Annotated in this window: 14 protein-coding genes; 8 read left to right on the top strand and 6 right to left on the bottom strand. The window is 55.8% G+C overall.

From position 1 onward, the window contains the following. The first annotated feature begins 29 nt into the window (after positions 1–29). The 4 genes from GN111_RS08395 to GN111_RS08385 all read left to right on the top strand — a co-directional run bounded on the left by GN111_RS08395 (position 30) and on the right by GN111_RS08385 (position 3100). Positions 30–1883, top strand: coding sequence for an ATP-dependent helicase (locus GN111_RS08395; protein WP_155303330.1), 1854 nt, complete (start codon positions 30–32; stop codon positions 1881–1883). 326 nt (positions 1884–2209) lie between these two features. Next, a complete protein-coding gene (locus GN111_RS08390; RefSeq protein ID WP_155303329.1) occupies positions 2210–2548 on the top strand; it encodes a hypothetical protein in 339 nt (112 codons plus the stop codon). A 65-nt stretch (positions 2549–2613) separates the two neighbouring features. After that, positions 2614–2742 (top strand): hypothetical protein, encoded by a 129-nt coding sequence (locus GN111_RS34175; protein WP_269433826.1) that lies wholly within the window; start codon positions 2614–2616, stop codon positions 2740–2742. 76 nt (positions 2743–2818) lie between these two features. Continuing rightward, the gene (locus GN111_RS08385; RefSeq protein ID WP_155303328.1) at positions 2819–3100 is read left to right on the top strand and encodes an integration host factor subunit alpha; all 282 of its coding nucleotides are present in this window, start codon (positions 2819–2821) and stop codon (positions 3098–3100) included. 151 nt (positions 3101–3251) lie between these two features. Here the strand turns inward: GN111_RS08385 and GN111_RS08380 are convergent, their stop codons facing one another. The 6 genes from GN111_RS08380 to lon all read right to left on the bottom strand — a co-directional run bounded on the left by GN111_RS08380 (position 3252) and on the right by lon (position 9949). After that, entirely contained in the window at positions 3252–3524 is a 273-nt protein-coding gene (locus GN111_RS08380; RefSeq protein ID WP_155303327.1) for a hypothetical protein, read from the bottom strand. Next, positions 3521–4507 carry a hypothetical protein gene (locus GN111_RS08375; protein WP_155303326.1) on the bottom strand — a complete coding sequence of 329 codons (987 nt, stop codon included), beginning with the start codon at positions 4505–4507 and terminating at the stop codon, positions 3521–3523. Before GN111_RS08375 ends, GN111_RS08380 begins: the two co-directional genes overlap by 4 nt. After that, positions 4504–5784, bottom strand: a complete 1281-nt coding sequence (locus GN111_RS08370) for a glycosyltransferase family 4 protein (RefSeq protein ID WP_155303325.1) — start codon at positions 5782–5784, stop codon at positions 4504–4506. The genes GN111_RS08375 and GN111_RS08370 overlap by 4 nt, the downstream gene beginning before the upstream one ends. A gap of 7 nt (positions 5785–5791) precedes the next feature. Continuing rightward, complete coding sequence (locus GN111_RS08365; RefSeq protein ID WP_155303324.1) at positions 5792–6448, bottom strand: potassium channel family protein; 657 nt, start codon at positions 6446–6448, stop codon at positions 5792–5794. Positions 6449–6452: 4 nt separating this feature from the next. Further along, the gene (locus tag GN111_RS08360) at positions 6453–7838 is read right to left on the bottom strand and encodes a TrkH family potassium uptake protein (protein ID WP_155303323.1); all 1386 of its coding nucleotides are present in this window, start codon (positions 7836–7838) and stop codon (positions 6453–6455) included. Between the two features lie 92 nt (positions 7839–7930). Then, positions 7931–9949, bottom strand: coding sequence for an endopeptidase La (lon, locus tag GN111_RS08355; protein WP_155303322.1), 2019 nt, complete (start codon positions 9947–9949; stop codon positions 7931–7933). 361 nt (positions 9950–10310) lie between these two features. Here lon and GN111_RS08350 point away from each other — a divergent pair, with 361 nt between their 5' ends. The 4 genes from GN111_RS08350 to GN111_RS08335 all read left to right on the top strand — a co-directional run bounded on the left by GN111_RS08350 (position 10311) and on the right by GN111_RS08335 (position 14228). Then, the gene (locus tag GN111_RS08350) at positions 10311–10811 is read left to right on the top strand and encodes a universal stress protein (RefSeq protein WP_155303321.1); all 501 of its coding nucleotides are present in this window, start codon (positions 10311–10313) and stop codon (positions 10809–10811) included. 29 nt (positions 10812–10840) lie between these two features. Next, positions 10841–11401 (top strand): hypothetical protein, encoded by a 561-nt coding sequence (locus GN111_RS08345; RefSeq protein ID WP_155303320.1) that lies wholly within the window; start codon positions 10841–10843, stop codon positions 11399–11401. A gap of 149 nt (positions 11402–11550) precedes the next feature. Next, entirely contained in the window at positions 11551–13362 is a 1812-nt protein-coding gene (locus GN111_RS08340) for an SLC13 family permease (RefSeq protein ID WP_155303319.1), read from the top strand. Positions 13363–13376: 14 nt separating this feature from the next. Beyond that, a complete protein-coding gene (locus GN111_RS08335; RefSeq protein WP_155303318.1) occupies positions 13377–14228 on the top strand; it encodes a cytidylate kinase-like family protein in 852 nt (283 codons plus the stop codon). Positions 14229–14233: the final 5 nt, after the last annotated feature.

Raw genomic sequence — 14233 nt, 5'->3', positions numbered from 1 at the left:
TTCAATTGACGTTCAGGAGAGGAATTCCCATGCAGTTATCCCCCCAACAGCAAGCCGCTGTGGAACATACCGGCTCGCCGGCCCTGGTGGTTGCCGGTGCCGGCTCTGGAAAAACCCGCACCTTGACCGCCAAATTCGCCCACCTGGTGGAATCGGGACTGCCGCCGGAGCAAATCCTGGCCATCACCTTTACCAACAAGGCCGCCGACGAAATGAAAGGGCGCCTGATTCACATGACCGGTATGGGGATGCAGCGCTTTCCCTGGGTACGGACCTACCACAGCGCTTGTTTCCAGATCCTGAAGGAACATGCTCACCTGCTTGGCTACTCGAATCCTTTGCAGGTGTTTACCGCCTATCACCAGCAAAAGACGGTAAAGGAGGTCCTGCTGGCCCTCAATTACGATAAAAAACACACCGGGGCGGTGTTGAGCCAGATATCCAACGCCAAGAACAGCGGACATCCCGGCGCCTATTTCGATCAGCACCCCCGGCAGGGCCATATTCGTCTGATCGATGCGTACGAACGCTACGAGGCCGTCCTCAAGACAGCCAATGCCGTGGATTTCGACAATATTCTGCTGCTCACCCGCAACCTGCTCAGGGACCATGATGCGGTACGAGAACGCTACCAGAAGCAGTTCGCCTACATTCTTTGCGACGAGTATCAGGACACCAACGATCTCAATGAAGAGATCACCGCCCTGTTGTTGACGAACGGAAATCTTTTTGCCGTGGGCGACGACTGGCAGTCCATCTATTCGTTTCGCATGAGCAACGTCGGCCATTTTCTCTCCTTCAAAAAGAAATATCCGGGAGCGCGCATTTTCCGCCTGGAGCAAAATTACCGCAGTGCCGACGAAATCGTCCAGTTGGGCAACTGCGTCATCAATCACAACGAAAGCCGCATGGAAAAGGCCTGTTTTTCGGACAAAGAGGGTGGCGTGGTCGAGACGCATGAGTTCTATACCGACCAGGAGGAGGCCCTCTGGGTGGCGGACAAGATCCACAGCCTTAATCGCATGAACATCCCCTACGAGAAAATGGCCGTGCTCTACCGCACCAAATTCTGTTCCCTGCCGTTCGAGCAAGCCTTTCGCAGGTCCCAGGTTCCCTACCATATGATGGGCGGAAAGGGGTTTTTCGACCGGGTGGAGATCCTGGACCTGAACTGCTACATCACCGCGGCGGTGTTCAACAAGGACGACACGGCCTTCGAAAGGATCCTCAATACGCCCAAACGGGGCATCGGACCCGGGACGGTGAAAAAGATCGCCCAGATGCGCACAGGAGACATGAGCCTGCAGGAGGCCGCCCGGCAGGCAGTGGCAGACCGGGTGCTGACGCCCAAACTATACAACAGCCTCAGCCAGGTGCTGGGCCTGCTGGACGAGATTCGGGATTTGTCGCCCGCCGAGGCCATTACCCGCACCATTGCCCAAACCGGCTACATGGAGCACCTGGAAAACTATACCCGGTCCAATTCCATGGACTTCACCGTCCGGCAGGAGAATATCGACCAGTTGATCCATGCCGCCTCGCAAAAAGAGACCATCGTGGAATATCTGGAAGAGGCGGCCCTGGTCCGAGAGGACAAGGAAGACGAGGAAGAGTCTTCCGGCGTGAACCTTTCGACGGTCCACGGGGCCAAAGGTCTGGAGTTTCACACGGTATTCGTCGTCGGCTGCGAAGAGCAACTGTTTCCCCACTGGCGGTCCATGGACCGCGCAGAGGACCTGGAGGAAGAGCGGCGGCTGATGTACGTTGCCGTGACCCGGGCGGAACGTTGCCTGTTTCTCACCTCCGCAAATTTCCGCAAAGGCCAGTTCAACGTGCGCAGCCGCTTTTTAGACGAAATCGACGATGTCCTGGCCGAGGTGTAGGCCGGTTGAGCCAGTAACGGACGGATTTGGAACCCGTTTTTCCGTGTGTTGCATAGCCGTAGTGGCGAGGTTTATCCCCGCCTTTAGGGCTTATCCTCGCCTTTGTCAACCGGTAGCGGATCAACCGCACCCCTAAACTACGTCAGAGCAATAATACGGGCTTCAAATGCGGTTGCCATGGGCGGTCATCCTTTGGCGCTTGACATCATCCGATCTTGCGTATATTTTTAATAGCTGTATGATTTTATTGAACAAAGCGATAATTTGAAGCCCATGGCGCTTCGCGGGGGAACCGGATTTGAAGCGGCGCACAGGATCGGGTAAATATGAATTGTATTGATGCCGTAGAGGGGACCGCCAAAGCGACGCTGGACAGGTTTCTGGAATTCGCAACCGAGCGTCGTGTGGATGCCAGCGAATATATCCAAAACGTCAAAACCGTAATCGACGGCGTGTTGCGTTTTGTCGGGAACAATCCGGAGGTCAGCGAACGGCCGGAACTCATTCGGGACGTACTCTACGATTATGCCAAGAAAATATGGCTGGCGAACCTGGAGAAACCCGTGGATTCGGAATCGGAAGCGGAGCCGGCGGTCACCGTGGACCGCGAATACCAGGCATACTGCTACGATTACGTTTTCGACCACGGTAATTATCCGCGCTGAAATGTCGTTTCGTCGCGAACCTGCACACGCTTGAAAATGAACGAGTACTAAAGGAGTTTACCTAAATGGCCGAAAAGGATGATGAAACGCTTAAAATGGAGATCGACGAAATCATGAGCACGGTGGACGCAATCATGGAAAAGGTGGCCCGGGTGATTCCCGAAGACAAGCCGGAGACCGACGGACAAGGGTAACCGGATCGTGCTCGAAAGACTTCCCTGCCGGAAAGATGCGGCCAGGCAACCGGCAACCGCACGCTCAGGAGGCGCTATGGCATTGACCAAGAACGATATCGTCGCGAAGGTGAACGACCTGGGATTTACCAAGAAGAAATCCATTGAAACGGTCGAATCCCTGCTCGAGATCATCAAGGGAACGCTGGCACGTGGAGACGACGTGCTCGTTTCCGGGTTTGGAAAATTTTGCGTGAAGGAAAAAAAGAAGCGACGGGGCCGGAATCCGGCCACCGGCTCCGATCTGATCCTGCGCGAGCGCAAGGTCGTTACGTTCAAATGTTCGGGCAAGCTGCGCAATAAAATCAACGGCGGGTAAAAGCTCCTGGAACATCGATCCACCGGCAAAGATGGGGTCCGTCAATCCCGATGGCTCCCACCCGCCGCTTTGGGCCAAAGGGCCGGCGGTCGCCATTTGCCGGCCAGGGCCTTTGGCAATTCATACCATTTATCCGCAACGGGGGCGGCACTCATTTCCGATCTTGGCCCAGTTTGTCGAGAAAGGTTTTTCTCCGCATTCTCATCAGGGCCGCATCCTCTTCCACCAGGTAGTAAACCGGCCGATTGTTTTCGTCGTAGCAGGCATATACTGCGGTGTAAGGCTCCCGGTCGCCGACGTCCGAGATTCGATGGACATCGTTGTCGTATTTCTCACAAACGGAATCCCATGGCTCCGGTAAGGCCTTTTCAACGGCTTCGATGGCTTGATCGGATTCGTTGTAGTCGATGCGCAAAGATTTCATCTTGAACCTCCTTTCCCGCCGTCGGGGAGCGGCCCGGCAGGCACTGCCGTCCGACCGACGCTGACCCAGGTGGCCACCCACTTTTTCCCGCTGCTCAATTCGAATTCTGCCAGCGAGAACTCGTCGATTCTTTTTGCTGAAGAATCGTTCGCCACGATCCCCATTCGATCCAGTTTGAGAAAAACGGATCCGGCTGAGATCTGACGTTCCGGTTCACGGAGCAATTCCCGCAGGTGCGCAATGTAATCCCCCGGCGAACTCAGTGATTTGCCGAGGGTTTTGATTTTGCCTTCGACTTCATCGTGGATGACGCCGAATTCTTTTTGCTGGTCGCTTCCTTCGGCGTAGAAAGCCATCTTTGCCGCCAACTCGTCGTGTTCGGCTTCCAACCGGGCCTTCATCTCATTGATTTCGGAAATTTTCTCGGCCGCCATGGCGAACAGATCGGAAAACAACCCATATCGAACCTCAAGACGTGACTTGGCCAACGTGTCCCGAGGCGCTGTAATTCGATGCCCTTCGAAAAAAACGGCCTTTTTCATTACGTCCCGGCGAAAGATTTCACCGGTTTGTTCCGATACGGAAACGCTTTTCTCTCTTTTTTGCGCGGTGAGCAGCGCGCAAGCGGCATTGACAGCCGAATCCCGAAAAAATCGCTGCAACGGCTTGCTGGCAGCGATCAATCCGCCGGCCTCCTTTCCGGATACAAACATGGAATGAACCACCGGATCGCGGTCCCACAGATCCGGGTCCAAGGCTACGGGGCCGGGAATCAGATTGATCAGTTTGTCGAAGTAACGCCCGGCAGCCTGGATCAGCGGGACCAGTTTGTGGCGATAACTGGTCAGGTAGGGAATTTGTTCTCCGAAGGTTTCGATCAGATGATCGATCAGGGCCAGGTTTTCATCTCTTATCCGATCCCGGCGATTTTTCAGCGCACTTTTATACAGCAGGCGCTGACGTATGTGACGGAAGAGATTCATTGGGCCATTTGATTTTCCGATTTGAATCCAAAGAAGTTGACCATGAGGGTGTTCAGCCAGCGGCGCAGCACCCCGTAGGAATAGTGCCTGGATGCGATTTCAAAGTTGTGCTCCACCATCCGTTGGATTCTCTGCGTTGATCCGAGCACATCACGGACCTGGCTCACGGTTTTCTCGGTCAAAAAACCGTCCATCGCGATGAGATCGAATCCCTTGGGTTCGATGTCGCGCACGAAAATGGCATAGCGGTTGATCAGGACCGGTTTGCGGAAGTAGACCGCTTCGAGGAAGGCGTTCCCGAATCCTTCGTAGAGGCTGGGGTAGGTGACCCAATCGGCGCAGGGATAGATGTCCAGCAGCGATTTAGCCGGGTGCCCGGCGCCGGTGTCGTTCCATGGGTCCCGCATGCTGATGTTTAGCATACGCAGGTCGACGCCCATTTCCCGGGCTTCCTGCCGGAGCCACTCGGCGTATTCGTACCCCTCGTCGCCGGCCTCATGGGAGATGAGCAGTTTGCAGCGCGGATCGTTCAGGTCCCTGACCAGGTTGATGGCGTGTTCAATCCCCTTGCGCTGAACGATGCGGGTCGGTTGGAGAAAGACGATATCTTCTTCTTTAAACCCCAGTTCCGAGCGAATGGCAGACCGCGTGGCCGGGGAGGTTTTCGGTGGATGTTCGAACTCCAGGATGTTGGGGATGATAATCGAAGAACACCCCGTGCGCAGCGCCAGTTCCTCCTGGGCCGCCGAATTGATCACGACATGCTCCATGCCCGGCAGGTTGGGGGGAAAGGCCATGCGCAGGTAGTCGTTGACGGCGTTGACGGCAAAGCGCGTGCGCTCCCAGTAAAAATCGTGATGGTGGGCGATGGTGGGGATCTGGGTTTCTGCGATGATTTCGGTGATCGCCATGCCCAAAGGGACATGCATGGGAATGGTCAGAGCGTTCTGGGGAATGATCAGGTCGATATCGAATTTCTGAATGAATTCCCGAATGTGGCGTTTGAGCAGCACCTTTGTTTCGTGGATGGCATCGGTTACGATGTCGTCCCGGCGCTTGTGTCCGAGAATGCGGGCGTTGATCCAAAGATTTTTTTCATCCTGGAAAAAGGCCCGTGGAACCAGCATGCTGATGGCCGGATCCTTGTCCAACTGGCCGGCAAACCAGTAGCAGTTATGCCCCATGGACCGCAGTACCTGCGCCCATTTGCTGGCTTCCAGGGTCACGCCGTCCGTTCCGGCAAAGCGCGTCGATATGAAACCGATATTTTTTCCCATGGTTTTTCTATGTCTCCTGCAAACCGTTCAAGGCATCGTCGGGGCCGAGAAGAATCAGGACATCGCTTTCCTTGACAACGAAATGGCCGGTGGGAATCAGGACCACGTTCTCGGGCACCAGTTCCTTGATGGCGATGACCTGTATGCCCAAACGGTTGATCAGATCCAGTTGGATGAGACTCTTGCCGGTAAAGGAGGACGGCGGCGCCAACTGGACGATACTGTACCCTTCCATGAAAGGCAGGTAGTCGAGCACATTGGGATTGTCCAACCGTTGGGCCGCTGTCAGGGCCAGATCCTTTTCCGGAAAATAAATTTCGTCGGCTCCGATTTTGCGCAGGATGCGGCCGTGGGCCTCGCTGACGGCTTTGGCCACCACCCGTTTGACGCCCAGATCCTTGACATTGAGGGTGGCCAGAATGGAATTGTTGAGGATCGAACCGATGCAAATCACCACGGCATCCATTTTTTTCAGTTCCAGCTCCTTCAGGGCCTGGGGGTCGGTGGCGTCGGCGATGACGGCCCGGCTGACCCAATCGCGGATCTCCTGGACCATCTTGGGGTTGATGTCGATGCCCAGTACCTCATGCCCCTTTTTAAACAGTTCGGTGGCGAGATAAAAACCGAAATTTCCAAGTCCGATAACGGCAAACTGTTTTTTCATTGGATTATCCGATCATGATGTTTTCTTCTGCATAGTGGACCCGGCTGATCCGTTCACGACTGACGGCCAGGGCGATGACCATGGGGCCCAGCCGGCCGATAAACATGAGGGCGACGATGGTGATGCGGCCCATTTCAGAGAGCGTTTCCGTTACGCCGGTGGAAAGCCCGACAGTGCCGAAGGCGCTTAAGGCTTCGAAAAAAAGTTCCAGAAACCGGCCGCGGGTCTGGGTGTGGGAGAAGCCGCCCAACTCGCTCATCATCAGCACCATGATCGCCAGGGTGATCACCGCCATGCTGACCATGACCACGCTGGTGGCTTTGGAAATGCTGGCCTCGGTCAGGGTCCGACGGAACACCTGGGGATGCGTGTATCCCCTCAGACGAGAGATGCCCAGCACCCAGAGCCCGAAAACGGTGGTTGTCTTGACGCCGCCGCCGCAGGAGCCGGGGCAGGCGCCGATGAACATGAGGATGCAAAGAAAAAACAGTGTTTCGTTGGCCATGATGCCGATGTCCAGTGTGTTGAATCCGGCTGTTCGGGCGGTGATGGATTGGAACAGGGCGGCCATGATTCGTCCGGGCACGCTTAAGGGGGCCAGGGTGTTGTTCCATTCCATAACCAGAATGGCCGCCGCCCCGACAAGGATCAGTACGGCGCTGGCCGTCAGGGCCACCCGGCTGTGCAGGCTCAGGCGTCGGACAACAGTTTTTCGCTCCATGAAGCGCTTTTTTACGTCGGCGATGACAATGAAACCGATGCCGCCGACGATGATCAGGACGCTCAGAATGGCATTGACGGCCCAATCTTCCCGATACCCGACGAAGCTGTCCGAGTAAAGGGAAAAACCGGCATTGCAAAAGGCGCTGACCGCATGGAACACGGCCGGATAGGCGGCGCGTCCCCACCCCGTTTCTGGTGCCATGCGTAGGTAGAGACCCAATGCCCCGGCCGCCTCGATGCAAAAGGCGGTCACGAAGATCGCTTTGAGGACGGCAGAGGCGGTCTGCTTGCCCTCACCGTAGGTGAATGTGTCTTTGATCAGGGCCTGGCCGGACAGGGTCGGGCGTTTTCTCACCATCATGAGCACCAGGGTGGAAATTGTCAGAATACCCAGCCCGCCGAACTGGATCAGGACCAGGATCACGAACTGGCCGTAGCGGGTCAGCCCATGGGAAATATCCAGGACCGACAGGCCGGTGACGCAGCTGGCCGATGTGGACATGAAAAGGGCGTCGATGACCCCCAAGGACGTTCCCGTGGATGCGGCCGGCACCATCAGCAGCAGCGTGCCGATGGCGATCAATACAGCGAACCCCAGAATCGACACCCGTGCCGGCGAGCGGAGCAGCCGCATGGACAGGTATGATAACAGTGATGGCTCGTTCATGCGCACCGATGCTTGATTCGGCTCATTTCGTAGTGATGGGGTTTCATTGGTTTGTTATAGCTAACGATTGGAGACGATTCAATCTTCAATTTTCACGGAACCGCTGCCAGGGCCTTTTCAATTGCATCGGAGAGGTCCTCAATGGGGACAATGGTCAAGGACGTGTTCATATCCTCACCCATCCTTTCGAGATCGATACTGTTTTTGGCGGGAATGATCACGGTGCGAACGCCCGCACGGTGGGCGGCCAGCAATTTTTCCTTGATCCCGCCAACCGGAAGAATCCGACCGGTCAGCGTCAGTTCGCCGGTCATGGCCACCTCCCGGCAGCAGGGCCGTCCGGTAATCATGGAAAGCACCGCCACGGCGATGGTCACCCCGGCAGACGTGCCATCCTTGGGAATCGCCCCGGCAGGAATGTGGATGTGGACATCATGTTTTTCGAAAAACGAATCCGGGATATTGAAACGGTCCGCGTGGCTGCGGATGTAGCTCATGGCTGCCTGGGCCGACTCTTTCATCACCGTGCCCAGCGAGCCGGTTAAAATCAACTGATTGGTCCCCCGCATTTTGGTCGCCTCGACAAAAACGATTTCGCCGCCCGTCCGTGTCCAGGCCAGACCGGTAGCGACGCCGACGCGGTCTTTGGCCTGCTTGACTTCAAATGTATGGCGGGGGGGGCCAAGAAGTTCGACAACCATTTCTTTGTTGACGGTTACCGGATACGAGCCGTTTTCACGGTCAACTTGCTCGAGGGCGATTTTTCGGCACAGGCTGGCGATTTGCCGCTGAAGGCCACGCAGGCCTGCTTCACGGGTATATTCGCGAATGATTCGGGCCACCGCATTGGTATCAAAGCCGATTTCGCGGCGATCGAGGCCGTTTTCCTCGATCGCCCGGGGAATTAAATGGTTCAATGCAATCCGGGTTTTCTCTTTTTCGCTGTAGCCGGACAATTCGATCACCTCCAGGCGGTCGACAAGCGCCTCGGGGATGGCGTCGACGGTATTTGCCGTGGCGATAAACATCACTTTGGACAGGTCGAATGGCAGATCGAGGTAGTGGTCCATGAAGTGGCTGTTCTGCTGCGGATCCAGCACTTCAAGCAATACTGCGGCTGGATCGCCTTTGAATTCCTGACCGATCTTGTCCATTTCGTCGAGCATGAATACCGGGTTGCTGGTTTCCGAGCGACGGATTTCCTGGATGATGCGTCCGGGCAGCGCCCCCACATAGCTGCGCCGGTGTCCCCGCAGTTGGGCTTCATCCTTCATTCCCGCCAGGGAGATGCGTACGAACCGGCGCTGCATGCTTCTGGCAATGGACTGCCCCAGTGAGGTTTTGCCCGTCCCCGGCGGCCCTACGAAGCAGAGCACCGGTCCACGATGGTCCAGTCGGGTCTGTTTGGGTTGCAAGGCGCTGTTTACCGTGCTGCGGATTTCATCGAGCTTCAACGGCTTGGCCAGAAAATGATGGGAGCCTTTGCGCATGGCCGAAACCGCCGCAGGGACGGTTGCATAACCGGTGATCACAATGACCTCCGTATGGGGATTTTTCCGTTTAGCCGCATCGAGCACCTGCATGCCGTCGGCATGCTCCATTTTCAGGTCGGTGATGACCACATCGAAGGCGCGCTCGTTCAACCGTTGGATGGCTTCCAATCCATTGGCCGCCGTATTCACCCGATATCCATCCCTGGAAAGCACATGCTCAAGATTCCTGCGGGTGATTTTTTCGTCGTCCACAACCAGGATATTGTGCCGGCGCTCGGACTGCAGGATTTTAACCGCCAGGTGCTCCATGACACGACTTTTAATCTCCGGCAAACCGTCGTGTTCGTCATCGAGAATCCGGCGGGCGGTCTTAAGGTCGAGGCAATCCTCGGTCGTCCGGTTCCAGGGCAGGTGGGTCAGATAGTCGAGGTAGTTGACCCCGATGGTGTGCTCTGCGCTTCCGGACGGCATTTTGGCGATTCGATCGATCTCTTTGAGGGTGGTCTCAACAACGTCCGCGGGCATACCGGCTTCGCGCACCGCCACTCGGAACCGGTCCATTTCAGACGGTTGCGGCTCCTGAACTTCCGGTGGCGCCTCTTTTTTGAAAATCCGCATATAGGGTCTCCTTTAAGTGAGTCCACTTCACCCGGCAACGACGGCTGGCGGTCATATCCTTTTAGGTGCTGTCGGCGGTTTTATGCATTTGTCATTAAAGCCTGTCCGTTGCGATATGCAACGATATTCGATTTTTTGTAACAGAATACAACCTACTGAAAACAAATAAAATAGTTGTGAATGTCAATTCGGCGTTGCATTTAGCAACACTTCGCACCTGTTTTCTTTTCGGTCGAGAAAAATAAAAATAACATAAAATAACAGTATGTTATTCTTGCCCTGAATTCATGGCATATGAATTGATAGGTACAATATAGCAAAAACCGATGCAGGTCGCATCAATACAGAAAAAAATTGACCGATGAAAACCGTTCTTTTTGCCACCGATCATATGCCTCCCGACCCGGAAGCGCTGGATTACGCGCTGTTGCTATGCAGGCGGATGGCGGCCCGGTTGGAGGTGTTGCATATTTTGCAATCGTCATCTTCCGTGGGCAGTGGCAAGCGCCAGGAAAGGACAGGAAGAATTCCGGCACGGCATAAGACAATATCCCGGGAGGGGATGCCGGCTGGCGCGAAAACCGCTGTGCCTGAAGCGGACGGGACACCGGGAAACGAAACCGCTGATCGACTGAAGCAATGGCTTCCCGACCGCCCGAATCCTCCTGTCGTGTATCACTGCGAGGTGGCTGGCGGGGCGACCGGCACCATTATTGAGCGATATGTCCGCAAGCACGGCGAAATTGTACTGACGGTGTTCGATCCCTGTTCGGATCGGCATCCAACTGACATCCGCAGCAAGGCAAAAGGGGAAATGCCAAGGCTGGCCATTCCCCTCGTGCTCGTGAAAAAGGCTCGTTGAAATCCAAATCAACCAGGAGGTGTGACCCCATGCGAAATCCATTTAAAAGGGCAAAAAAGGGCACCCGGACCGATCTTTCCGAACCAGTGGCCAACCCGAAGGCCAACACGATGGAACGGTCGACAGCGGAAATGATCGAGGCTGGCGCGGCCGCAGGCGAAAATCGTGTCGACAGGATAGAAGGCCGTCTGGTCGTCATGGGGCATGAAAGCATGTTTTCCGATGAAGTGATCGGCTATGCCGTCGATATGGCCAGGCGGATGTCCTACGAGATCCTGGCCTTGAACAGCGCCCCGCTTTCCTGCGATTCCTTCAGCCTGTTTTCAACCTCCCGCAACAAACTCTGCCAGGAATTCCGATCCATCTCGGAGAAAAATGCCGCGGACTTCCGCCAAGCTGCCGAAGCCGAGAGGGTTCCGTTTGTTCATGTGGTCAAATTCGATGAGCCGGAACAGGCTTTGGCCAGTCTGCAAAACGAGTATGACAACATCGAGTTCGTGATCGCCGATGAGCAGCCGCAGGTTGCGATGGACCGTGTTGCCGAGAGCAGTCGGCCGAAACGCGAGCTGTTGGTTTATTCCATGATTTAAGGGGGAAATTCAAATGAGCGGCCATTTTATTCTGTCGGTTGGATTGATCATGATTGCTTTCAGCCTCTGTTACTGGTTTCGCAACGAGAGGTAGGTGGTGTTCCCGCAGTTTGCGATGTGGTGGCAATTGAAGAAGAGGAGTTTGTCGAATGACCCCGGAAATGATTCTGACCATCATCATGCTGACCTTTGCAGTGGTCCTTTTTGTGTTCGAATGGGTACGGGTGGATGTCGTAGGCATCATCATGATGGTCATGCTGCCGCTGACCGGCCTGATCTCTGCCAAAGAAGCCTTTGTGGGCCTGAGCAGCAACGCCGTGTGTTCAATTATCGCCGTAATCATTATCGGTGCCGGGCTGGATAAAACCGGCGTGATGAACCAGGTTGCCGGCCCGATTATCCGTCTGGCCGGCAACAGTGAAAGTCGCGTAATCGCCTTGATTTCAGGGGCCGTGGGCGTCATCTCTTCCATGATGCAGAACATCGGCGCGGCGGCGCTGTTCATGCCGGCGACCCAGCGCATTGCCAAACGCATGGAAATCCCTGTCTCGCGGATTCTCATGCCCATGGGATTCTGTGCCATTATCGGCGGCACGCTGACGCTGGTGGGCGCCAGTCCGACGATTCTACTCAACGATCTGATGGTGCTGGGAGGAGAAAAACTGGCGCCGTTCGGCCTGTTTACCCAGACGCCCATCGGGATCTGTTTGCTGATCACCGCGATCATCTATTTTTTGCTATTCGGAAAATTTATTCTACCGGCCGCCAAAGGCGAGACCGATCGCGGCGTGACAGCGGCATTGATGGAAGAATACAAGGCCCTGGGCAACACGTTTGAACTGGACATACCCTCCGATTTTGCCGGTCCCCGAACGCTGCAGGAACTTCATATCCGATCGAAATTTCTCTTGACGGTGGTGGCCATTCACCATGCCGGAGAACGGCAGATCAACCTGACTCCCCGCAGCCACAACGAAATCGAGGCCGGAGACGCCATTGCCGTGGTCGGCAAAGAGAAAAACGTGCGGCGCATGGCTGGCGAACTGGGCTGGACGTTGAAAGACGGAATGGAAATTTTTGCCGAAAGCCTTGCGCGTACGAGCGCCGGCATGGCCGAAACCGTGGTCTCGCCCCGTTCGGAGTTGATCGGCAAGACCATGAGGGAGGTCAACTTCAAGGACCATTACAGTCTCAACCCGATCGCTTTGTTCAAAGGCAATCGAATTTATTACACGGGGCTGACCCAGATGGCCCTGAGCATGGGGGACACCCTGCTTTTACAGGGCCCCTGGGAGCGTTTCCATCTGGTAAAAAACCAGCCGCAGCCCCGTGCGCTGACCTTTGCCACGCCTCTGGAAGGAGAAATCCTCAGGCCTAAAAAAGCCAAGCTGGCTGTTTTCTGGCTGGCCCTGGCCCTGATTCAGATCATTGCCTTTAAAATCCAGCTCTCTGTAGCCCTGATGTCCGGGGCCCTGGGGATGATCGTCACCGGCGTTCTCAGTGTCGATGAAGCCTATCGGGCCGTGGACTGGATGACCGTTTTTCTGCTGGCCGGGCTGATTCCGCTGGGCATGGCCTTTGAAAAAACCGGGACGGCGGCCTTCATTGCCACCAAGGTGCTCGGGCTGTTGGGGCATCCGTCGCCCATTGTACTTCTCACTGCCGTGGGAATCATGACCTCCTGCTTTACCCTGTTTATCTCCAACGTGGGGGCCACGGTACTATTGGTTCCACTATGTATGAACATGGCCATGATGGCCGGTGCCGACCCGCGTATGGCCGCCCTCGTGGTCGGCCTCTCTGCATCCAACACCTTCGTGCTGCCGACCCACCAGGTCAACGCCCTGATCATGCGTCCCGGCGGCTACCGGACCGTCGACTACGCCAAGGCGGGCGTCGTCATGACCCTGTTGTTTCTGGTCGTGGAGTTGACGATTCTTTATTTCTTCTACGGGATATAGCGGGGCGACCGATCATGGCCATCATCACCATTTCCCGGGGTTGTTTCAGCCATGGCAAGGACATTGCCGAAGCTGTGGCCAAACGACTCGGTTATGAATGCATCAGCCAGGAGGTTTTGCTCGAAGCGTCCCGGACGTTCGATCTCCCCGAAGAAAAGTTGTTTGCCTCATTGCACGATGCGCCTGGACTGATGGAGCGGATCACGCATGTGCGTCAGCGGTTCATAGACAGCATCCAGACTGCCCTTCTGGAGCACGTGGTCAAGGACAATGTGGTTTATCACGGGTTTGCCGGGCAGATTCTTCTGGACGGCATCGATCATGTTCTCAAGGTGCGGGTAATTGCCGACATGGAAGCGCGCATCAATCTGCTGATGCAGCGGCAACAGATTACCCGTGACGTGGCCGTCGCACGGATCGACCGGGAGGATGAGGAACGCGTCGAATGGTACCGAAGCATTTACCGGATTGATGCGAACGATCCCCGGCTGTATGACCTGGTCCTTCACATCGGCCGACTGACCGTTGCCGATGCCTGCGACATCGTATGCCGGACGGCAACGGGCAAGAGCTTTCAGGCCACACCCGCTTCGTCGTCGGCGCTTTTGGACCTGGCCCTTACCAATCACGTCAAGGTCGCCATCAAGGATGTCTGCAAAGCGGATATTCGTTGCCGTGACGGAATCGTTCACCTGCGGGTCAAGGGTCAGAAGATCAAAGCATCGGGCGTCGCCGGCCCTGAAATCCAGCATCAGGTACAGGATCAGATTCGCGATGACCTCTACCAGAAAATCATCGGGCTGGTGTCTTCTATCCCCGGTGTCAAGGAAATCGATTGCGCCGTTGACACGCCCTATACCGTTTGATGCCT

Origin of the sequence: Desulfosarcina widdelii (genome assembly GCF_009688965.1) — a bacterium.
GTDB lineage: Bacteria > Desulfobacterota > Desulfobacteria > Desulfobacterales > Desulfosarcinaceae > Desulfosarcina > Desulfosarcina widdelii.
Note: the sequence above shows the minus strand (reverse complement) of the source record. Positions and strands in the feature narration are given on the sequence as shown.